General features: G+C 64.1%; 22 protein-coding genes and 1 tRNA gene. 13 read left to right on the forward strand and 10 right to left on the reverse strand.

Annotation, left to right across the window (positions count from 1 at the left end; translation table 11 throughout):
• Positions 1-76: 76 nt before the first annotated feature.
• On the reverse strand, positions 77-745 hold the full coding sequence (locus tag AC1RRT_RS19070) for a TetR/AcrR family transcriptional regulator (protein ID WP_493015471.1): 669 nt from the start codon (positions 743-745) through the stop codon (positions 77-79).
• Between the two features lie 130 nt (positions 746-875).
• Here AC1RRT_RS19070 and AC1RRT_RS19075 point away from each other — a divergent pair, with 130 nt between their 5' ends.
• Positions 876-1,877 (forward strand): ABC transporter substrate-binding protein, encoded by a 1,002-nt coding sequence (locus tag AC1RRT_RS19075; RefSeq protein ID WP_493015472.1) that lies wholly within the window; start codon positions 876-878, stop codon positions 1,875-1,877.
• Positions 1,878-2,079: 202 nt separating this feature from the next.
• Entirely contained in the window at positions 2,080-3,327 is a 1,248-nt protein-coding gene (locus AC1RRT_RS19080) for an MFS transporter (protein ID WP_493015473.1), read from the forward strand.
• A gap of 3 nt (positions 3,328-3,330) precedes the next feature.
• On the opposite strand, the gene AC1RRT_RS19085 is transcribed toward AC1RRT_RS19080, so the two are convergent.
• Positions 3,331-3,456 (reverse strand): hypothetical protein, encoded by a 126-nt coding sequence (locus AC1RRT_RS19085; RefSeq protein ID WP_493015474.1) that lies wholly within the window; start codon positions 3,454-3,456, stop codon positions 3,331-3,333.
• A complete protein-coding gene (locus AC1RRT_RS19090) occupies positions 3,456-3,845 on the reverse strand; it encodes a nuclear transport factor 2 family protein (RefSeq protein ID WP_493015475.1) in 390 nt (129 codons plus the stop codon). Before AC1RRT_RS19090 ends, AC1RRT_RS19085 begins: the two co-directional genes overlap by 1 nt.
• Before the next feature lie 123 nt (positions 3,846-3,968).
• On the opposite strand from AC1RRT_RS19090, the gene AC1RRT_RS19095 reads away from it, so the two are divergent.
• On the forward strand, positions 3,969-5,387 hold the full coding sequence (locus tag AC1RRT_RS19095) for a dipeptidase (RefSeq protein ID WP_493015476.1): 1,419 nt from the start codon (positions 3,969-3,971) through the stop codon (positions 5,385-5,387).
• Positions 5,388-5,398: 11 nt separating this feature from the next.
• Here the strand turns inward: AC1RRT_RS19095 and AC1RRT_RS19100 are convergent, their stop codons facing one another.
• The 6 genes from AC1RRT_RS19100 to AC1RRT_RS19125 all read right to left on the reverse strand — a co-directional run bounded on the left by AC1RRT_RS19100 (position 5,399) and on the right by AC1RRT_RS19125 (position 11,958).
• Positions 5,399-5,818, reverse strand: coding sequence for a cytidine deaminase (locus AC1RRT_RS19100; RefSeq protein WP_493015477.1), 420 nt, complete (start codon positions 5,816-5,818; stop codon positions 5,399-5,401).
• Between the two features lie 2 nt (positions 5,819-5,820).
• Positions 5,821-8,475, reverse strand: a complete 2,655-nt coding sequence (locus tag AC1RRT_RS19105; protein ID WP_493015478.1) for a valine--tRNA ligase — start codon at positions 8,473-8,475, stop codon at positions 5,821-5,823.
• Between the two features lie 119 nt (positions 8,476-8,594).
• Entirely contained in the window at positions 8,595-9,221 is a 627-nt protein-coding gene (locus tag AC1RRT_RS19110; RefSeq protein ID WP_493015479.1) for a DUF2497 domain-containing protein, read from the reverse strand.
• A 259-nt stretch (positions 9,222-9,480) separates the two neighbouring features.
• Positions 9,481-10,860 (reverse strand): TolC family outer membrane protein, encoded by a 1,380-nt coding sequence (locus tag AC1RRT_RS19115; protein ID WP_493015480.1) that lies wholly within the window; start codon positions 10,858-10,860, stop codon positions 9,481-9,483.
• Between the two features lie 100 nt (positions 10,861-10,960).
• Entirely contained in the window at positions 10,961-11,290 is a 330-nt protein-coding gene (locus AC1RRT_RS19120; RefSeq protein ID WP_493015481.1) for a rhodanese-like domain-containing protein, read from the reverse strand.
• A complete protein-coding gene (locus AC1RRT_RS19125; RefSeq protein ID WP_493015482.1) occupies positions 11,290-11,958 on the reverse strand; it encodes a protein-L-isoaspartate O-methyltransferase family protein in 669 nt (222 codons plus the stop codon). The genes AC1RRT_RS19120 and AC1RRT_RS19125 overlap by 1 nt, the downstream gene beginning before the upstream one ends.
• A gap of 230 nt (positions 11,959-12,188) precedes the next feature.
• On the opposite strand from AC1RRT_RS19125, the gene AC1RRT_RS19130 reads away from it, so the two are divergent.
• The 9 genes from AC1RRT_RS19130 to AC1RRT_RS19170 all read left to right on the forward strand — a co-directional run bounded on the left by AC1RRT_RS19130 (position 12,189) and on the right by AC1RRT_RS19170 (position 19,749).
• Positions 12,189-12,262 (forward strand) — tRNA-Cys (locus AC1RRT_RS19130).
• Positions 12,263-12,387: 125 nt separating this feature from the next.
• Entirely contained in the window at positions 12,388-12,765 is a 378-nt protein-coding gene (locus tag AC1RRT_RS19135) for a hypothetical protein (protein WP_493015483.1), read from the forward strand.
• A 151-nt stretch (positions 12,766-12,916) separates the two neighbouring features.
• The gene (locus AC1RRT_RS19140; protein ID WP_493015484.1) at positions 12,917-13,846 is read left to right on the forward strand and encodes an AAA family ATPase; all 930 of its coding nucleotides are present in this window, start codon (positions 12,917-12,919) and stop codon (positions 13,844-13,846) included.
• A gap of 17 nt (positions 13,847-13,863) precedes the next feature.
• A complete protein-coding gene (locus AC1RRT_RS19145; protein ID WP_493015485.1) occupies positions 13,864-15,105 on the forward strand; it encodes a vWA domain-containing protein in 1,242 nt (413 codons plus the stop codon).
• Positions 15,102-15,446, forward strand: a complete 345-nt coding sequence (locus AC1RRT_RS19150) for an XdhC family protein (RefSeq protein ID WP_493015486.1) — start codon at positions 15,102-15,104, stop codon at positions 15,444-15,446. Before AC1RRT_RS19145 ends, AC1RRT_RS19150 begins: the two co-directional genes overlap by 4 nt.
• Positions 15,443-16,165 (forward strand): XdhC family protein, encoded by a 723-nt coding sequence (locus AC1RRT_RS19155; RefSeq protein WP_493015487.1) that lies wholly within the window; start codon positions 15,443-15,445, stop codon positions 16,163-16,165. The genes AC1RRT_RS19150 and AC1RRT_RS19155 overlap by 4 nt, the downstream gene beginning before the upstream one ends.
• Position 16,166: 1 nt before the next feature.
• A complete protein-coding gene (locus AC1RRT_RS19160) occupies positions 16,167-17,807 on the forward strand; it encodes an NTP transferase domain-containing protein (protein ID WP_493015488.1) in 1,641 nt (546 codons plus the stop codon).
• 183 nt (positions 17,808-17,990) lie between these two features.
• A complete protein-coding gene (locus AC1RRT_RS19165; protein WP_493015489.1) occupies positions 17,991-19,238 on the forward strand; it encodes an EAL domain-containing protein in 1,248 nt (415 codons plus the stop codon).
• A gap of 55 nt (positions 19,239-19,293) precedes the next feature.
• Positions 19,294-19,749: a hypothetical protein gene (locus AC1RRT_RS19170; protein WP_493015490.1), complete on the forward strand. Its 456-nt coding sequence runs from the start codon at positions 19,294-19,296 to the stop codon at positions 19,747-19,749.
• A gap of 9 nt (positions 19,750-19,758) precedes the next feature.
• Here AC1RRT_RS19170 and AC1RRT_RS19175 read toward each other — a convergent pair whose 3' ends face one another.
• Positions 19,759-20,499: a hypothetical protein gene (locus AC1RRT_RS19175; RefSeq protein ID WP_493015492.1), complete on the reverse strand. Its 741-nt coding sequence runs from the start codon at positions 20,497-20,499 to the stop codon at positions 19,759-19,761.
• 233 nt (positions 20,500-20,732) lie between these two features.
• Here AC1RRT_RS19175 and purU point away from each other — a divergent pair, with 233 nt between their 5' ends.
• Positions 20,733-21,599, forward strand: a complete 867-nt coding sequence (gene purU / locus AC1RRT_RS19180; protein ID WP_493015493.1) for a formyltetrahydrofolate deformylase — start codon at positions 20,733-20,735, stop codon at positions 21,597-21,599.
• Positions 21,600-21,613: the final 14 nt, after the last annotated feature.

Consider the following 21,613-nt stretch of genomic DNA (forward strand, 5'->3'; position numbering starts at 1 on the left):
TGCTTACTCCCCTGTCCCTGACCTGAAGCCTAGCCGGCCCTTTCGATACAATCAACCAAATAGTTGATTGATTAAATCAGGGCCGCAGCGCGCTCATGGCGAAGCTGATGATATGGCGGCGGCGCTCGGCCACTGCCTTGGGCGTATCGAGAGAACGCCCGAAAATGGCGGATAATGTGCGATTATTGGAGAAGAAGAAGTAGGAGAGTCCGGCGACAGAGATATAGAGCTGCACCGGCTCGAGGTCGCGGCGGAACACGCCCTCCTCTGCCCCCCGCTCCAGGGTTTCTTTTAGCAGGGCGACCAGCGGCGAATGCATTTCCTCCAGCCGTTCGGAGCCGCGGATGTGGCGTGCCTCCTGGCGGTTTTCGTCATTGAGGAGCGCCAGGAATTCCGGATGCTCGGCCAGATAGTCGAAGGAGAATCCGATCAGCCGCTCCATCGCCGCCTGCGGCGGCAAGTCGCCCAGATGCAGCGCCTTCTCGCGTTCGCGGATCTCCGCATAAACCAGCTCCAGTGCGGCCCGGTAGAGTTCGTCCTTGCTGCCAAAGTAGTGATAGACGAGCTGCTTGTTGACGCCTGCGCGCTGCGCGATCTCGTCGATGCGCGCGCCAGCCAGACCCTTGGCGGCGAACTCGCCCACCGCCGCTTTCAGCAGCGCCGCCTTGGTCGCCACCGGGTCGCGGCGACGCTCGCCCGCAGCGGCGGCAACACCGTCTTCCCTGGCCTGAACCGGTTCCTGCATACCCATTATCTTATCATCCAACTGGTTGATTAATTATTGAACGTCTTTTGCCGTATGGCTAGAGTTTCTTTCAGCCGGCCCGGCCAAATCACTCATCCCGGGGCGAATCACATAACGGAGGGGAACCATCATGACAGTCCGTGGACTTCTTGCCATTGCGGTGACAGCGGCCCTGGCCCTGCCTGTGGCCGATGCCAGCGCGCAGGCCAAGGAAAAGGTCAACCTGCTGCTGAACTGGGTGCCGACCGCCGACCACTCCCCCTACTACTACGCCAAGGCACAGGGCTGGTACGACCAGGCCGGTCTGGATGTCAGCATCGAGAGCGGCAAGGGTTCGGGCGTCTCTGCCCAGCGCGTGGGCGCGGCCAACACCGAATTCGCCATCGCCGACATGGCGACCGCGCTGGTCGCCAAAAGCAAGGGTGCCGATCTGGCCGCGGTGATGACCGTCTATGCCAACTCGCCGCAGGGCTTCTACTGGCTCAAGAGCTCCGGGATCACCGGGGCAAAGGACTTCCCCGGCAAGAAGCTGGGCAATCCGCCGGGCGACGCCTCACGTGTCATGTGGCCGGCCTTTGCCAAGCAGGCCGGCATCGGCGCGGACAGCGTCACCTTCGTCAACATCACGCCGCAGGCCAAGGTCGCGTCGCTGAAAGCGAAGGCGATCGACATCACCAGCGATTTCTATAACGAGCATGACCTGAAGGTGCGCGAGTTCGGCCCGGACCTGGGCTTCCTCGCCTGGCGCGACATGGGCCTGAACCTGTATGGCAACTCGATCATCGTCAGCGGCGCCTACATGACCAAGAGCCCTGACAAGGTGGCGAAGTTCGTCTCCGTCTCGCAGAAGGCCTTTGCCGCCTGCGTCGCCGATGTCAGTCCCTGCCTGAAGGCTCTGATGGCCAGCGTCAGCGGCCTCGATGAAGCCAACCAGCGCGACCAGTGGAACCGCATCAAGGAACTGATGACGGATCCGACCACCACCGGTGTCGCCCTTGGCGCCTTCGATGCCAAGCGCATGCAGAGCGACTATGAGATGGTGAAGACCTATTTCGGCATGGAGCATGACTTCGACGTGACCAAGCTCTATACCAATGACTATCTCGATAAGTCTGTTAAGATGACCAAATGAGGCGCAGCCCCAGTCACGCGGGGATGCGAACTGGCGCGGGGCACAAACCCCGCGCTTTTTTTTGCGTTTGCGAGATCGCGTATAAGCTTTCCATAAACATGATAGCCCTGCGCATTACGCATGTTGTCGTATGCGGATTAGCTGTTAGGCTTGCGGCAACCGGCGATACAGCCGGGTTTCTTGCCGTTTCTCAAGGCCCGCCATGACCGACATCGCCCTTCCCGGCCAGCAGCCCGCCATTTCCAATCGCGACGTCAAGGTGATGGCGCTGATCGGGATCGCCCATGGCTGCAGCCATTTCTTCCAGCTCGTGCTGCCGCCGCTGTTCCCCTTCCTGAAGGAAGACTTCGCCGTCAGCTATACCGAGCTTGGCCTTGTGATGACGCTGTTCTACGTCACCTCCGGCGTGCTGCAGACACCGGCTGGCTTCCTGGTCGACCGCGTCGGCGCCCGCAACGTGCTGATCGGCGGCCTCGCCATCTTCTGCACGGCGATCCTGCTCTACGGCCTGGTGCCCAGCTACTGGATGCTGCTTCCCGTCGCTGTTGTCGCCGGCATTGGCAACAGCGTGTTCCATCCCGCCGATTTCTCGATCCTCAACGCCTCGGTCGACCAGAAGCGCCTCGGCCGCGCCTATGGCACGCATACGCTAGGCGGCAATCTCGGCTGGGGCCTGGCGCCGGTGCTGATGGCCGGTGGTGCCGCCGCCTTCGGCTGGCGTGCCGCGCCGATCATCGCCGCGCTTATCGGCTATGCCATTCTCGCCGCCGTGCTGCTGAACCGCGACCTGATCAAGGACGATGCCGGCGCCGCCCGTCGCGCCGCCGCCAAGGCCGGTGAAAAAACCGAAGCACTCGGCCCGCTGCTCAGCCTGCCCGTCGTGATGTGCTTTGGCTATTTCCTGCTGTTGTCCTTTGCGCTGATCGGCACGCAGAACTTCCTGCCGGCCACGCTTGCTGCGCTCTACGGCACCGAGTTGACGCTGGCCACCACGGCACTGACCGGCTTCCTGCTCGGCGCATCCGGCGGCGTGATGGTTGGCGGCTGGGTCGCCGACAGGGGTGTGAAGCTGGAAGCCATCGTGATCACCGGCCTGCTGGGCGCGGCAGCGCTGATGCTGGTGGTGGCCAATCTCAACCTGCCGGCCACCGCGCTGGTGGCGGCCATCGCCGGCGCCGGCTTCCTGCAGGGCTTCACGACGCCGTCGCGCGACCTGATCGTGCGCGGCGCGGCGCCCAAAGGCGCCTCGGGCCGCGTCTTCGGCTTTGTCTATTCAGGCCTGGATGCCGGCTCGGCCATGGCGCCGCTGGTGATCGGCATCCTGCTCGATCATGACCATGCCGACCGCGTGCTGTGGTTTGTCGCCGCCATGCTGGCACTGACCACGCTGACCGCCGTGGCGATCCGCCAGAGTTCAACCAGGAAGGCTCAGGCCGTCATGGCCGAATGAGCGTCAGTCCTGAACGGTGCAGTTCGGTGCGCTCTTGCACCAGTTGCGCGCACCGCCGGCGAACATCGTCGCCGGATCGGCGCAGGCGCCGAGCATCAACAGCATGACCAGAACGGCAAAGACACGCATTACGAGGCCTTCAGGGTTTCGGCTGTAAAAGTCTTGCTGATCACCTGCCAGCGGCCGTCCAGTTTGATCAGGCTGAGGTAATCCGTGAAGACGCGCGGCAGGATCGCGCAGTTGAGCTTGACCAGCGCCGTATTCGGCCCGGTGATGTCCACCGACAGGATGCGGTCATGCTCGCGGCCCTGGCCGTTGGCCTTGGGCGACGGACGGCCTTCCACCATCGTGCACCATTCATCGCGCGGCATGTTCACCAGCTTGCCATCGGCGGCCACGGCAAACAGGCTGGAGGCCGGATGGAAGGACTGCTTCAGTTTGGCGGTGTCGCCTTCATACAAGCCGTCCAGATAGATCTGGACGACGGCAAGAATGTCATTGACCTGCGGATTGCTCATGGCGGGCTCCCTTTTGCCGCAGCAGAGCAGCGGCCGGCCTGACCGTCAAGCGATGCATTGTCCCGACACATTTCCCCTTCACAGCCGCCCCGGAGCAGGCAAGGATATGGCAATGGGGGCGCCATGAGACTCACCTGGGACACGTTGACGCAGACTGATGAGGCCGACCGGCTGGCCGGCACCTGGATCGAGATCGACGGCTGGATCTCGGCCGAGCCCGATGTCGAGACCAGCCACTTCGCCCTGACCGAGGAGCCGGCCTGCTGCGCTGACCACCTGCCGCGCAGCCCCAAGGCCCGCATCGAAGTCTTTACCGACGAAACCGTGCAGTCCACGGGCCATGCCGTGCGGCTGGCCGGCCGCTGGACGGTGCTGAACGACGACGCCATGGGCTGGCGCTATCAGTTGCAGGAGGCCCGCCTGCTGCCGCCGGCACGGACGACACCAGGCTTCAGCCGCCGCGCGGTGCTCGCTGGCGGCGCGGCCGCCGGCGCCGCGCTCGGTCTGTCGGCCTGGATGCCCGAGGCTTCGGCCGCGCCCAGCGAGGCTGCCATCACTGCTGCGCGCCAGATGCTGGACAGCGCCGTCACCATCGACATCCACAGCCACACCGGCTCGATCGGCGGCCTGAAGCGCATCCAGGAGCGCGCGCCCTTCACACCCGTCGCCGAGCCGATGAAGGCCGGCCGCATGGCGGTGATCTGCCTTGCCATGGTGGCGGACACGCCCGCCACCCATGCGACCGAAGACAAGCGCATCCGACCGTTCCGCAATCCGGATCCAGGCGAACTCTACACATACGCGCAGCAGGCCTTCGGCCGCCTGCACGACATGGTGAAGGAGCAGAAACTCGGGATCATCACCGATACCGCCAGCCTGAGGGCGGCGCATCCGGATCGGCCATCCGTGATCGTTTCGGCTGAGGGCGGCGACTTCACCGAAGGCCGGCCGGATCGTGTCGACGAGGCTTACGAAAAATGGAAGCTGCGCTTCCTGCAACTGACGCATTACCGCGTGAACGAACTGGGCGACATCCAGACTGAACCCACTGTGCACGGTGGCCTGACCGATGCCGGCGCGGCAGTCATCCGCCGTTGCAACGAGCGCGGCGTCATCGTCGACGTCGCCCATGGCACTTACGATCTGGTCAAGCGGGCCGTCAGCGTCACCACCAAGCCGCTGGTGATCTCGCATACCTCGGTCACCATGCAGAGCCGGGCCTTCACCCGCCTGATCCTGCCCAACCATGCCCGGCTGGTGGCCGGCACCGGCGGCGTGATCGGCATCTGGCCGCCCACCACGATCTTCCCCGACATGGACGCCTATGCCGCCGGCATCGCGCAACTTGTCGATCTGACCAGCATCGACAATGTCGGGATTGGCACGGATATGCAGGGCCTGCTGAGCCCGTCGGCGCTGCCGAGCTATCGCAGACTGCCGGAGCTGGCCGCAGCGCTACTGGCGCGCGGCTTCAAGCGCGAGGACATGCTGAAGCTGCTGGGCGGCAACTTCATGCGCGTGGCGCTGGCCACGCTGGGCTGAACCAGAGCAGCCTATGGCTGCCGGTGATACTTGAGCGGCAGCAGTTCGGCCGGATTATAAGCCTTCAGGCCACCGTCTTCGCTGGCCAGCAGCACGCGTGCATCGGGCGCGAAGTCGCGCAGCATCTCGCGGCAGATGCCGCAGGGCGCGACAACCTGGATATCCTTGTTCTGCTCGGTCGGACGCGGATGGCGCACCGAGACGATATCGGTGATCGGATCATCCGACCCAATCTCGGCCATCGCCTGCCCCACGGCGACGGCCTCGGCGCAGACGGAAGCCCGGCCGACATAGGTATCCAGATGAAGCCCGGTGACGATCTTCCCCGAGCGCGTGCGCAGCGCCGCGGCAATGTGATGGCGCCCGACGGCATAGCGCTTGCGGATCAGCGCCGAAGCGGCTTCCAGCAGTGCCTTGTCAGCGGGCGTCATGATCAGCCCAGCTGCTGCAGCGCATCGGCCAGCTTTTCCGCCAGCGAGGATTGCGTGGCGCGACGCTCGTGCTGTTCGTCCACCACGGCCTGCGGCGCGCGCGACATGAAGGTTGTGTCGGCCAGCTTGGCGTCGATCTTGGCAATCTCGGCCAGTGCCTTTTCGCGCTCCTTGCCCAAGCGCTGTTTTTCCTTGGCAATGTCGATCACGTCAGCCAGCGGCAGCACGAAGGTCGCCTCATCCACCACAATACGGGCCGAGCCCTGCGGCGCGGCCGTATTCTCCGTGATGGTCTCGATGCGGGCCAGACGCTTGATCGGATCGGCATGGCGGGCCAGACGCGCCGCCGTCTCGGCCGAGCCGCCATTGACGATCATCTCGATCTTGGCTGCCGCCGGCACATTCAGCGCCGAGCGGGCGGCGCGCACGCCGTCGATCAGACGGATCAGCCAATCGATCTCGGCCGAGGCCGCCTTGTCCTCGGGGCGTGCGCCGTCCTTGGGCCAGTCGCGCAGCATCAGGAAACCACGGTCTTCTGATGTCTTGGGCGCGCCATACAGCTTTTCCCACAACTCCTCGGTGACGAAGGGCATGATGGGATGCAGCAGATGGATCAGCTGGCGCAGCACATAGGCGCAGATCGCCTGTGTCTCGGCCTTGAGTGCCGCATCCTCGCCGGTCAGGGCCGGCTTGATCAGTTCCAGATACCAGTCGCAGAAAGTGCCCCAGGTGAAGTGATAGAGCGCACCGGCGGCCTCGTTGAACTTGTAGGCATCCAGCGCGGCTTCAACGTCGCGGGCCGCCTTGCTCAACTCGCCCAGCGCCCATTTGTTGACGGTGCCCTGCACCTTGGCGATATCAAAATCAGGCGGCAGCGCGCAGCCGTTCATCTCGGCGAAGCGGGCGGCGTTCCAGAGCTTGGTGGCGAAGTTGCGATATCCTTCCACGCGCTGCTCCGACATCTTCACGTCGCGGCCCTGGGCCGCAAAGATGGTCAGTGCAAAGCGCAGCGCATCGGCGCCGTATTTGCCGATGATGTCCAACGGGTCCATGACATTGCCCTTGGACTTGGACATCTTCTGGCCCTTCTCGTCGCGGACCAGGGCATGGATGTAGACCGTATGGAACGGCGCCTGCTTGGTGAAATGCAGGCCCATCATGATCATGCGGGCGACCCAGAAGAAAATGATATCGAAGCCGGTCACCAGCACGTCGGTCGGGTAATGCGACTGCAGCACCGGCGTCTGTTCCGGCCAGCCGAGCGTCGAGAACGGCCAGAGCGCGGACGAGAACCAGGTGTCGAGCACATCCTCGTCGCGGCGCAGTTCGACGGCCCTGCCGTAATGCTTCGTGGCCTCGGCCTGCGCCTCGGCTTCGTCATAAGCGACAAAAACCTTGTCGTCGGGGCCGTACCAGGCCGGAATCTGATGGCCCCACCAGAGCTGGCGAGAGATGCACCAGGGCTGGATGTTGCGCATCCATTCGAAATAAGTCTTTTCCCAGCTCTTGGGCACGAACTGAATATCGCCCTTTTCCACCGCCTCGATGGCCGGCCGCGCCAGCACCTCGGCATTGGCATACCACTGTTCGGTCAGCCAAGGCTCGATCACCACCTGCGAGCGGTCGCCATGCGGCACCATGTGGGTGTTGGGTTCGATCTTCTCGACAAGGCCCAGCTCTTCCAGATCGGCCACGATCTGCTTGCGCGCCTTGAAGCGCTCCAAGCCGCGATACTTCTCGGGTACGGCATCATTCAGATGCGCGTGCTTGTCGAAGATGTTGATCATCTCGAGGTTATGCCGTTTGCCGACCTCGAAGTCGTTGAAGTCATGCGCCGGCGTCATCTTCACCGCGCCCGAGCCCTTCTCGGGATCGGAGTATTCGTCGGCGACAATGGGAATGCGGCGACCGACCAGCGGCAGGATGGCGAATTTCCCGATCAGGTCCTTGTAGCGTTCGTCTTCGGGATGCACGGCGATACCAGTATCGCCCAGCATTGTCTCCGGACGCGTGGTCGCCACCGTGATGAAGGTATCAGCCATGCCTTCGACGGGATAACGGAAGTACCACAGATGCGACTTCACCTCGTGCTGTTCGACCTCAAGGTCGGAGATCGCGGTGAGCAGCTTGGGGTCCCAGTTGACCAGGCGCTGGTCCTTGTAGATCAGGCCTTCGCGGTAAAGTTCGACGAAGACCTTACGCACTGCAGCGCTCAGGCCGTCATCCATGGTGAAGCGTTCGCGGCTCCAGTCGCAGCTTTCGCCCAGGCGACGCTGCTGGCCGGTAATCATGCCGCCAGACTCCGCCTTCCACTCCCAGACGCGCTCGACGAATTTCTCACGGCCCAGCTGATGACGGTTGACCTGCTTCTCGGCCAGTTGGCGCTCCACCACCATCTGCGTGGCGATGCCGGCATGGTCGGTGCCCGGCTGCCACAGCGCATCGCGGCCGCGCATGCGCTGGAAGCGGATCAGGATGTCCTGCAGCGTGTGATTGAGGGCATGGCCCATATGCAGGCTGCCGGTCACATTCGGCGGCGGCAACGCGATGGTGTAGGGCTTCCCCGTCTTCACGCCATGCTTGAATGCACCCGCGTCTTCCCAGGCCTTGTACAGGCGGTTCTCGACGTCCTGGGGCAGATAGGTCTTGTCCAGCATGATCTTGGCAACTCGGGCGTAAGCTTGGGAAAGGGGCGCAAAATAAAGACGATCCGGGCGCGGCAGTCCAGCCCTTGGCCTGCCCCGGCGATCAGCTCAGCAGTCGGGAAAAGCCCGTTTTAGAGGTGGTCCTGCTCTTCTTCCGCCTGGATGGTCAGGCGGGCGACCTCGCGCTCGACGATGCGCTGCACGATGGTGGCCAGATGGGCGTCCAGCCATTCCTTCAGCATGGGACGCAGCAGTTCCTTCACCAGCTCCTCAAGGGTGCGCTGACTGTTGCCCATGGCCATGGCGCGGCTGCCGGCAACGGCGCCCGACAGATGGCCCAGATGGGCGGCGGCGCGGGCGGCGATCGGCGGCGAAACCAGGCCTTCGACTTCGCCATGCACCACGTCGGTGAGTTCGAAGATATCTTCGCGGGGCGCCTGGGCCTGCGGGCGCGGCGGCGGCGAGGCAGCCCGACGTGGCGGTGGCGGCGGTGGCGGTTCGTAAGCCGGTTCCGGCTCGGGCGCAGCCATCATGGCGGGCTCGGGCTCCGGCTCGGGCATCATCGGTTCGGGTTCGAAAGCGGGTTCCGGCTCGGGCTCGGGTTCCGGCTCGGTCATCATGACCGGCTCCGGATCCATCATCGGCTCGGGTTCGGGCTCCGGTGCGGGCGCAGCCGCAGGCGCGGCATCAGCCGGCGGGGCCTGATCAGCCCCGTCCTCGGAAATGATCCGGCGGATGGAGGCAAGGATTTCCTCCATTGTCGGTTCATTTTGGCCAGCTTTGGGGTCGCTCATCCCGTGCCCGATACTATCTTTCTGCTACGCATTGCAGGCCAAAACCGTGCGGCCTGAGCCGAATCATCCGGTCCATGGTATGCGTGGGAAAGATAACCGAACTGTTAACCTGGGTTAAGGGATATTTCCCCAAATTCCCGGCCCGATTATGTTTTTCTGCAGACCGCACCCGATTCGCGGCGGTTTTTAACCATGAATCGGGCAGCGGTGTTCAGTCGGGAGCTCAGTCGTCGGCGTTCAGGCCGCCATCGGTGCCGAACCACTTGTCGCGCACGCGCTTGTAGTTCGTCTCCGGGTCGTAATAGTCGACGCTCAGGCTGAGCTGACGGGCGCCGAGACGGCCGACCGACGACAGCAGCGTGAAACCAGCAACATATTCGTCACGGCGGGCGCGCACCTCGGCCACGCGGGCGTCGAGGTATTCCTGCTCGGCATCCAGCACGTCGAGCGTGGTGCGCGACCCCACTTCCGCTTCCTGCTGTACGCCTTCCAGCGCGATGCGCGAGGCATCGACCTGCGATCGGCGCGCCGTGATGTTGGAGCGTGCGGTCGACAGGCCTTCCCAGGCCTGCACCACCGACTGGCGCACGGCGCGGCGCTGCTCTTCCACCTGGATGCGGCGCTGGTTATGCACCTGCTTGCGCTGGCGCGTCTGGCTGTAGACCGCGCCGCCTTCATACAGCGGCATGGTCAACTGCAACGCGACCTTGGCGGTCTCGGACTCGAAGTTGGCGCGCGTGGTCTCGTCCGCCTTGGTCAGCGTGCCATTCAGCGACACGGTCGGCAGCAGCGCACCGGAAACGGCACGCACGTCATTCTTGGCGGCAACCTCGCGGAAGCGCGCGCCGAGCAGATCGGGGTTCTCGTCATAGGAAATGGCAACCGCCTCTTCCTCGCTGGCCGGCAACTGCGGCAGCGGCGGCGGCGCATTCAGCGTGCGCGGCATTTCGCCCATCACGCGAGCCAGCACGGCGCGCGACGACACCAGCGCACCTTCCGACGAGATGCGATCGGCGGTGGCGCGGCTCTGGCGCGATTCAGACTGCGCCACGTCGGTGCGGGTGATTTCACCAACGCGGAAGCGCTCGCGCACGGCGTCGAGCTGGCGGCGCAACACTTCTTCGTTGTTGCGGTTAAGGTCGAGCACCGCTTGGTTCTGCACCACGTCCATATAGGCGGTGACGGCATCCAGCAGCACGCGGCGCTCGGTGGCGGCCAGGTCCTGGCGGCCGGCGAGAACCAACGCCTCAGCAGAGTCCGTCGCGGCAACGGTGCGGCCGCCTCGATACAACGGCTGCGAGACTGTCAGCGACAGCGTGCGCGGATCGATGGTGTCGCTCGGCTGCGAAACGGTCGAGGGATCGAATTCCTGGCGCTGCTTACCGGCCTCGCCGGTGACATTGACGGTCGGACGCCAGTTGGACAGCGCCTGCGGCACGCCTTCATCGGTAGCCCGCAACGCTGCACGTGCCGCCAGCAGGGTCGGGTTGTTGTTGTAGGCCGCGCTTAGCACTTCATTCAGCGCCTGGGCGCTGACCGGCTGCACGATCACCAGGCAACTCGTGGCGACAGCGGTCGCCAGCAGAATGTTCTTGAAGCTCATGACGCGCATCCGTCCTTGTATTCTGTCCAAAACTTTTTTCGCACCAGCGCGCCCCGATCGTGTTCCCGAAACTCTTTATTTTTTTATAACTGTACTAAACTCAGTAGGTCGCCATGCCGGGTTCCACCTGCGTGGCCCAGGCATGAATACCGCCGGCGAGATTGGTCGCCTGCGTATAGCCGTTCTGCCGCAGCCAGCCGGTCACCTGGCGACTGCGCCCGCCGTGATGGCACATCACCACCAGCGGTTTGTCCTTCGGCAGCTCGGCCACCCGTGCGGGCAGCTGCTGCATCGGGATGTTGAGCGTATCCGGCAGGGCCACGGTGGCGACCTCCCAGTCCTCGCGCACATCCAGAACCGTCATCTCGCGGCCGGCACTGCGCCAGTCCGCGAGTTCCGCCACGCCGATTTCGAGCGGCGCGTCGGGCATCAGAACACGAAACCGGCCGCAGCCTCGAAGCCCGGCAGCGCCGGCGTACCGGCGTCGAACAGCACACGCTGCGGGAACAGATCGCCCGCGCGCTTGATGATCACGGCTTGGCCGATCGGGGCACCGATGCCGCGCACCACACCGATCAGGCAACCGCCATCGGCCAGCTGCTGCAGCAGGGTGGCAGGAACTTCCGGCACGGCGCCAGAGATCAGGATGACATCGAAGGGCCCCTTGCCCGCCGCGCCGTCCTTGAGCGAACCCTGGGCGACGGAGGCGTTGGCAACCTGCATGGCCTGCAGGGTCTTGCTGGCCTGTCCAACCAGGGCTGCATCGGAGTCAATGCCTGTGACCGAACCGGCCAGCCGGGCGATCACGGCAGCGTCGTAGCCAGTGGCGGCGCCAACGACCAGCACCTTGTCGGTCGGCTCGATCTCGGCTTCCTGCAGCAGGCGGGCCAGCACCATCGGTTCCATCAGGCAACGGCCCGGGGCGACGGTGACGTCCTCGTCCATATAAGCCACGCCGCGATAGGCTTGCGGCACGAAATCCTCACGTGGCACGCCGGCCATGGCGGCGATCAACTGCTCGTCGATCACCTTGTTGGGACGGAGCTGGGTGAGCACCATCTGACGGCGGGCTTCGGCAAAGAGTTCGGCGGCGGCCATGAGGGTAATATCCGAGGCTGGGACGGGAGGTCCGGATACGACAAAAGACTGGCGCCGTTATAATGCTGCGGTGCCGTAAAAACAACGGTTCTATTGTGGTTTAGCCCATCCCGAGGGTGCTGGCGGTGGCCACCGTCACAGCTTCCCCACCTCTCGCGGGGGGCTCGGTGGTGAAACAGGCAAAGCCTTGACCCGGCCGGCCCGAAACCCTTAGTAAGGGCCCTCTCCGAGGTCTGGTGGCGGAGTGGTGACGCAGCGGACTGCAAATCCGCGTACGCCGGTTCAATTCCGGCCCAGACCTCCATCATTTCCTTAACAATTTGACCTGCCCCCCAGGCCCTCAAACGGACTGCCCGGCCGCTTGCCTGCTATTCCTGCCCCCCCACCTCCTCTATCTTAGGCTGAGGCGACTCGCAGCAGGAGGCGGCGGTGAAAATTCTCGGCTACAGCAAGAACGAGAAGGTCGATCACTTCGTCAGCAAGGACATGCTGGACCGGGAATCTCAGCGCAAGCTGCAGAAATTCCTGGAAGAGGTCGAAATGGGCATTTTCAGCGCCAATCGCGAGGTACTGAAAAAGGCCGTGCCGGAACTGACCCGGGAATCCTTCATGGCCTTCGCGGTGCGCGTGGCGGAAGCGCGCGCCCGTTATGTGAAGGCTGCTTTGGAACTGTCTCAGAAAGCCAACCCGACGCCCGAGGACATTGGGCACCTGAAAGCTGCCCGCGAGGCTAATGACGAGCTTGTGCAGGCTTTCGAGGCAACCAAACGCGTGATCGAGCGCGGCTACACCGTCCTGGCGCGCTAGCCTTGCTGCAGCGCTTTTCGGCGCCGTCGCCCAGCAGCATCAGACTGTGACCGTCTCCGGGTTCCTCAGACCAAGACGCGGGATCCGGCTGCCTTGTGACACAGGCCTGAACCGGGCATGATTTCCGCCACCCCTGCCCTAGATTGTCGCCATGTCCGCTCAGAACGCCGCCCTGCCCGCTTCCATCGATGCCGTCGAAGCCCTGCTGAGCCGGGGCGACTATGTTGCCGACCGCTCACTCGCCACGACGCTGTTCCTGGCCCTGAAGATGGGCCGGCCGCTGTTCCTGGAGGGCGAAGCCGGCGTCGGCAAGACTGAGATCGCCAAGGTGCTGGCCGCCACGCTGGGGCGCCGCCTGGTACGCCTGCAATGCTATGAAGGCCTCGATCTCTCCTCGGCCGTCTATGAATGGAACTACCCGCGCCAGATGCTGGAAATCCGCCTGGCCGAAGCCGCCGGCACCGGTGACAAGGACAAGCTCGGCCGCGATCTGTTCAGCCCGGACTTCCTGATCGAACGCCCATTGCTGCAGGCCCTGAAGCCTGACCCGGCCGGCGCACCGGTGCTGCTGATTGACGAACTCGACCGCACCGACGAGCCCTTCGAGGCCTATCTGCTGGAAGTGCTGTCCGACTTCCAAATCACCATCCCGGAGATCGGCGCGATCAAGGCCGCAGAACCGCCGATCGTGATCATCACCTCGAACCGCACGCGCGAGATCCACGACGCGCTGAAGCGCCGCTGCCTGTATTACTGGGTTGATTATCCCAACGCCGAGCGCGAACTCAGTATCCTGCAACGCAAGGTGCCAGGCGCACCGCAGCGCTTGAGCCGCGAGATCGTCGGTTTCGTGCAGCACCTGCGCGAAACAGAGTTGTTCAAGCTGCCCGGCGTGGCCGAAACCATCGACTGGACGCGCGCGCTGGCCTTCCTCGACAAAGTCAGCCTCGATCCCGATACCATCGACAACACGCTGGGCGTGCTGCTGAAGTATCAAGACGACATCGCCAAGATGAAGGGCTCGGAGGCCGCCACCATCCTGCGCCAGGTGCAGCAGGATATGGCTGCCCTCGGTGTCTGACATGGGGAGCGTCTGACATGACGCTGCTGCCCGATCACACCTCAGGTGAACGCGGCGGCGGCGGCGCGTTTGCGGAAAACATCGTGCATTTCGTGCGCCTGCTGCGCGCCTCCGGGTTGCCCCTCGGGCCCGGCAAGGCCATCGACGCGGTACGCGCCGTGGAGACCGCCGGCATCCGGCGGCGCGACGATCTCTACTGGACTCTCTTCTCGGTTCTGGTGAACCGTCGCGACCAGCGCGAGCTGTTCGACCAGGCGTTTCACATCTTCTGGCGCGATCCGAAAATCCTCGAGCGCATGATGGCGCTGCTGCTGCCTGAAGCCGAAGGTACGGCTGAGCCGAAAAAGAATGCCGTGTCGCAGCGCCTGCGGCAGGCCCTTCTGCCGGGCCGCGGCGAAAGCAAACCTTCACAGGAGCCGAAGGATGTCGATATCGACGCCACGCTGACCTTCTCGGCGGACGAGCTGTTGCAGAAGAAGGACTTCGCCGACATGTCGGCCGAAGAACTGGAAATCGCGAAAGCCGCGCTCAAGCATATCGAATGGCCGTTCCGGCCGGCAAAGACACGTCGCCTGAAACCCGACCCCCGCGGCCATCGTATCGATCTGCGCGCCAGCCTTCAGGCGTCGCTGCGCACCGGTGGTACCATCATCCCGCTCAAGCGCAAGAGCGCAGGAGAGCGCCCGCCTCCGCTGGTGGTGCTGTGCGACATCTCGGGCTCGATGAGCCAGTACAGCCGCATGTTCCTGCATTTCATGCATGCGCTCAGCAACGACCGCAGCCGCGTGCACAGCTTCCTGTTCGGTACGCGGCTGACCAATATCAGCCGCCTGCTGCGGCAGCGCGATGTCGACAAGGCGCTGGCCGCGGTGAGCGAACGCGTGCCCGACTGGTCCGGCGGCACCCGCATCGGGGCGACGCTGGCCGAGTTCAATCGCCTTTGGTCGCGCCGCGTGCTGGGCCAGGGCGCCGTCGTGCTGCTGCTGACCGACGGCCTGGATCGTGACGGCGGTGCGGGCCTGAGCCGCGAGATCGAACGGCTGCACAAATCCTGCCGCCGCCTGATCTGGCTCAACCCCCTGCTACGCTGGGACGGTTTCGAACCGAAAGCCGCCGGCATTCGCACGCTGTTGCCCCAGGTTGACGATTTCCGCCCGGTTCACAATCTTAGCTCCATCGCCGATCTGGCCGCCGCCCTGTCGCAGGACAGCGATGCCGGCAACCGGCTGAAACAGAACCTGAGAAGGATGGCCGCATGACCAGCACCGATCTTTCCGCCACTGCCTCCGAGGACATCCTCGCCACCGCACTGGACTGGAAACAGGCTGGCAAGGCCGTGGCGCTCGCCACGGTCGTCACCACCTGGGGTTCGGCCCCGCGCCCCGTCGGCAGCCAGCTGGCCGTGGATGACCAAGGCAAGTTCATCGGTTCGGTCTCGGGTGGCTGTATCGAAGGCGCCGTTGTGACCGAAGCGCTGGATGCGATCGGCGACGGCAAGCCGCGGTTGCTTGATTTCGGCGTGTCGGATGCGCAGGCCTGGGAAGTCGGCCTCGCCTGCGGCGGCAAGATCCAGGTTTATGTGGAGCGGCTGGACGGATGAAACAGGACATCCTCACGCAGTTGCAGGCCGACCGCGCCGAGAAGCGCCCCGTCGTGCTGGCCACCTTTCTGAAGACAGGTGAACAGCGCCTGCTCTATCTGATGGGCAAGAAAGGCCTGAAGGACATTGATCCGCGCATCGGCGAAGCGGCGCGCGCCGCCCTGCTGGAAGACAAGCCGCGCACGATCGAAACCGAGCAAGGCCCCCTCTTCCTCAATGTATTCAATCCGCCGTTGCGCCTGATCCTGGTCGGCGCAGTGCATATCGCCCAGGCACTGGTGCCGATGGCGCAGTTCACTGGCTACGCCGTCACCGTGATCGATCCGCGCAGCGCGTTTGGCTCGGTCGAGCGCTTCCCCGGCGTTACGCTGTCGAATGCGTGGCCCGACGAAGCCATGGCCGAGCTCAAGCCCGACCTGCGCACCGCCGTGGTGACACTGACCCATGATCCGAAAATCGACGATCCGGCGCTGATCGCGGCGCTGAAATCCGATGTCTTCTATATTGGCGCGCTGGGCAGCAAGAAGACCCACGCCTCGCGCATCGAGCGCCTGATGGCCGCCGGTTTCGGGCTGGATGACTTTGCCCGCATCCATGGTCCGGTCGGCCTGAGCATCGGTGCGAAATCGCCGGCCGAGATCGCCATCTCCATCCTGGCGCAGATGACCGTGACCCTGCGCCAGACGACCGCGCCCGCTTCTTCGTCGGCGGCGGCCTGACATGTTCTTTGGTCCCGTGCCGGTGCGCGAGGCAGCCGGCGGCATTCTCGGCCACAGTCTGAGCGCCGGCAGCGAGCGCTTTCGCAAGGGTCGCTTGCTGAGCGCCGGGGATGTCGCGGCGCTCGAAAAAGCCGGCCATGCCAGAATCTACATCGCCCGCCTCGATGACGGCGACATGGCCGAGGATGAAGCTGCACGCCGCATCGCCGCTGTACTCGCCGGCCCGCAGGCGCGTACAGCCGCCGCCTTCACCGGTCGCGCCAATCTCTATGCCGAGAGCGCTGGCCTTGCGCGCATCGACACTGCACGGCTGGACGACCTGAACCAGTTGGACGAAGCCCTGACAGTGGCGACGGTTGCCGATTACGAACCGGTCGATGCCGGCCAGATGCTGGCGACTGTGAAGATCATTCCATTTGCCGCACCGAAGACCGTGATCGCCGCGGGCGAGGCCTTGCTGCGCGACGGCGCGCCGCTGGTGCAGGTGGCGCCCTTCCGTGCCCAGAACTTCGGCCTGGTGATGACGCGCGTGGGCAGCACCAAGGACAGCGTGCTGACCAAGACCGAGCAGGCCGTAACGCAGCGACTGGCGCAATTCGGCAGCCGTATCGGCGGCACAAGCATCGTCGCCCATGACGAAGCGGCCGTGGCTGCCGCCATTACAGACCTGAAGGCGCAGGGCTGCGCGCCCATTCTGGTCTTTGGCGCATCGGCCATTGTCGACAGGCTGGATGTGGTGCCGGCCGGGCTGGTGCGGGCCGGCGGCGAAGTGCTGCATTTCGGCATGCCGGTCGATCCGGGCAATCTGCTGATGTTGGGCCAACTGCAGGATATTGCCGTGGTTGGCGTGCCGGGCTGTGCCCGGTCACCCAAGCTGAACGGCTTCGACTGGGTGCTGCAGCGGCTCTGCGCCGATCTGCCGATCGGTCGCCGCGACCTGATGCGCATGGGCGCCGGCGGCCTGCTGAAGGAAATCCCGACCCGGCCCATGCCGCGCAGCCTGGCCGATGCCGGCGCAGACACGGCCGCCCCCGCAGCGCCCCGGCGCCCCCGGATCGGCGCCCTGATCCTGGCCGCCGGCCTGTCTCGGCGCTTTGGCGAAGGGCACAAACTGCTGGCCGACCTGGACGGCAAACCGGTGGTCCGCCATGTGGTCGAGGCGATCCAAGCCTCGTCAGCCGACCCCGTGCTGCTGGTGACCGGCCACCAGTCCGAGGCGGTCACTCGCGCGGCCGGCAGCGGCGTCAAGATTATCCACAACCCTGCCTATGCCGACGGCCTCGCCTCCTCGCTGCGCGCCGGCCTGACGGCCCTGCCGCCCGGCCTGGATGGCGTCCTGGTCTGCCTGGGCGACATGCCCGATGTCCGCCCGCAGACGCTGGAAGCCCTGATCGCCGCCTTCAATCCGGTCGAGGGCCGGGCGATCTGCCTGCCTGTGCTGAGCGGCAAACGCGGCAATCCGACGCTCTGGGGCCTGCAATTCCTGCCTGATCTGCTGCGGCTGGAAGGCGATACCGGCGCCCGCAGCCTGTTTCTGCCGCATGCGGAATGGGTCTGCGAGGTGCCTGTGGACGACCCGGGCATCCTTTTGGATTACGACACGCCGGCCGCGCTGGCTTCTCGCGGGGTTACCGACTCTTAACCGCAAGTCATTGGCTTTAAGCGAATATTATACACAACTACGACATTAACTATGTCGTGCGGCTTTCTCCATTCCGGGGAATTTGCCATAGTGCGCAGGCTGCGGGGGGCATCTATACAGCTTTTATAGCCGTGTCTTTTGCCGCCCTCTCCACGACCGTTACCGGAGAAAGCGACAGTTTCTATGAGTGAAGCACAACAGAACCAGGCCTCGTCCGACGACGAGAAGATGTTCACTGATTTTGACCGCCTGGTGCGCGGCAAGATTTTCGGTGGGCGCCTGGCCTCCGTCATCCAGTTCGTCAATCCGAAGACGTTCGAACGCAACCGCGAGAGCTACAACATCGTTGTGCACTCGATCCGGTCGTTGATGTCGAAATACGAGGGCACGTTCTACACGCTGCACGACTATTCGATCGTCTTGTTCGTGCGCCTCTCCGAGCGCTTCTTCGACCAGACCTTCGAAAAGCTGGTGCTCGAGATCGACGACATTCTCACCCGCAACAACGTCGCCATCGGCCTGACCCCTGAGGAAGCCGAGAACGCCGTCCGCTGGTACCGCTTCGACAGCCAGTTTGAAGACCTGCAGGAACTGATGGATGTCATCCAGCAGCGCTTCCGCGTCTTCTCCGAGCGCCGCAAGCGCCTGCTGGCCAAGGCCGGCACCGCCCAAGGCCAGGGCGAAGGCATGCCGCTGACGCCCGGTGCGCTGCAGCAGATCGACGACATTCTGAAAAAGGCCGATGTATCGACCTTCATGAAGCGTCAGCCGGTGGCGCTATGCTTTGGCAATCAGCCGCCCAAGCCGATCTTCCAGGAAATCTTCGTCGGCGTGAACGAACTGCGCCAGGCGATTGCGCCGAACGTGAACCTGCGCGGCGCGCGGTCGCTGTTCCACCACCTGACACGTACGCTGGACACCCGCGTGTTCCGCGCCCTGCTTGATGGCTACGTCACCCGCAACAGCGGACCGTTCAGCATCAACATGAACGTCAGCACCGTACTGAGCGACACCTTCCGCGATTTCGACAGCCGCATCGGCAATATCGTGAAGAAGGAACAGATCATCATCGAGCTGCAGCGCTACGATGTGTTCTGGGATTACAACGAATATCTGCTGGCCTCGGAGTTCTTGCACAATTCCGGCTACCGCATGCTGATCGATGGCATTACGCCCGACCTGCTGCAGCTGTTCGGGCGCAAGGAACTGAAAGCGGATTTCATCAAGCTGTTCTACTTCAAGGACCATCACGATCAGTGGATCGACAAGGATCTGGCCAGCAAGATTTCTGAAGCCGACGCCAATCGCGTGATCATGGCCCGCTGCGAGACCGAAGAGGCCATGAAGGCCGGCCTGGCCGCCGGCATCCGCCTGTTCCAGGGCTGGCATGTCGACAACATGATTCGTGCGTCGCGTGAAGTCGTCAGCTGAAGCGCCGCGGCGCTTCAGCCCCTTCTAACCGTCATATCGAGTAAGGAATCAGAGTATGTGGAATCGCTCCGGCCCGCGCCCCAACCAGACCGAGAACACTGTGACGGAAGTTGTCCGCGCTACGGCTCCGGCGCCCAGCGCCACCACATCTACCGGCAAGAAGCCGGTCGCGCCCAAGGATAACGAGCGGATCGAGAAGATTCTGGCGAGCATCGCCATCGATACCTCGCAGACCTTCAATGCGATGCTGGACTCGCTGATGGGCGAACGCCCGATGACCAGCTACGAGAGCAACCAGACACGCGACTTCATCGTCACCGTCTTCGACGACATCCGGCAGGAAAGCAATCGCGACGCCGTGATCCTGGCCCGCAAGTTCGCGGACATGTGCATGCGCGCCGCCGACCAGCTGAACGACAACCATCAGCGCACGGTCGCCCGCTGCGTGTCGGAACTGTTCGAACAGTTCGCCGCCAAGCTCGATCACCGCGAGCCGGCCAACTCCAACTGATTTAAGGAACTAGGCCGCCGGCCGATAGGCTTCCAGTTCGCGCAGGAAGCTGCTGGCCAGACGTCCCGCGTCTTCGCCCGTCGCCGTCTTGAACAGCGTCGCGTCGTCGCCGCTGAGCCGCGCCAATGGCCGGATCAGGCCATCGAAGAACAGATAGAATTCCCGATCCCCGAAGGGCAGCGCCTGCCCCTCGAAGGGCCGCTCGATATAGACATTCGATGACAGCCCCACCGCGGTGGGATCGTGCTGCATCACCTTCATCACCCAGTCGCGCCGGGTCTCGAAGACGCGGAAGGCGCGCATCACGCGGGCGACAACCTTGAAGTATAGCTGCTTGGCGCGCGGATCGGCATAGAAGGCCGCCCAGTCGAGCGAGCCGCCGGCTGCCATGCGAATTTCCTCGGCGACCGACGCCGCCTCGTCCGCCATCACCTCGACCTCGTCGCCGAACAGCGAGCGGACGAAGAAGAAGTAATTGCCGATCAGGCGGCGATCGAGCTTGTCCTCGGCAAACGCCGTATCCAGGGGATGCACCAGCAGGCGACCGAAAGCATTGACCCGGGCGCCACGGCTTTCATCCTCGGCGATCACCTTCATCAGGCCATCGTAGGACGCGCGATAGAAATGGTCGTAATCGGCAGCCGTCTTCATCGCATCGACGAGCTGACGCAGCGTATCGATGGTGAAAGGCGCCTTCTGGGCCTGCGCTTCGGCGCCCTGGACCAGGGCGTCGAACAGCTTGTTGGCCATCTGTCGGAGAAAATCCGGACCGCGGAGAATCATCGGTGTTTGTCTGCTCTGGCCATCGAATCCATTCTGGGCTCGCCGCAGCTTAAAGGGGTGCCGACGGGGATGCGAGCCTATTCTTGGACACCGCACCCACCCCGAGTCCCCGCATCCCGGGCCATTAACCCTCCGGTTGCGGGCATGGCGGCAGGAAGGCTACAGTCGCGCCCCGTCAACCGATTGTCCCCTCCCCGTCCATGAGCCTCATCCTTACGCTGTCCTGCCAAGACCGCCCCGGCATCGTCGCTGCCGTGTCCGGCTTCCTTGCCGCCCAGCGCTTCAACATCCGTGATTCCGCGCAGTTCGGTGATGGTGAGACCGGCCTGTTCTTCATGCGGGTCAGCATCGAGGACCTGGATGCCGGTGCGGACGGCGCCGGCCGCCCGCTGGAGCAGGTGCGCGCCGCCTTCGCGCCGGTGGCCGCGCCCTTCGAGATGACCTGGGAGCTGCATGACGACCGGGACCGTCCGCGCGTGCTGATCCTGGTCTCGAAATTCGGCCACTGCCTGAACGACCTGCTCTACCGGTATTCCATCGATGCGCTGCCGGTGGAGATTCCGGCCATCGTGTCGAACCATCGCGACTGGTATCAGCGCGCCGCCAACCACAACATCGCCTTTCACCACTGGCCGGTCACCGCCGCCAGCAAGGGCCGGCAGGAGAAGATGCTGCGCGAGCTGATCGAGCAGGAACGCATCGACCTGATCGTGCTGGCGCGCTACATGCAGGTGCTGTCACCGGATCTGTGCCGGGACTATGCTGGCCGCATCATCAACATCCATCATTCCTTCCTGCCCAGCTTCAAGGGCGCCAAGCCCTATCACCAGGCACATGCGCGCGGCGTGAAGCTGATCGGCGCGACGGCACATTACGTCACCGAAGCGCTGGATGAAGGCCCGATCATCGAGCAGGAAGTGGCGCGCGTCGAACACGGCTATTCGCCGGACCAACTGGCCGCCGTGGGACGCGATATCGAAAGCCTGGTGCTGGCGCGCGCGGTGAAATACCACGTCGAACGCCGGATTTTCCTGAACGGCCACCGGACGGTGGTTTTCCGGGGCTAGGCTTCCGGGCTGGG

This window comes from Ferrovibrio sp. GW821-FHT12B10 (assembly GCF_058807515.1).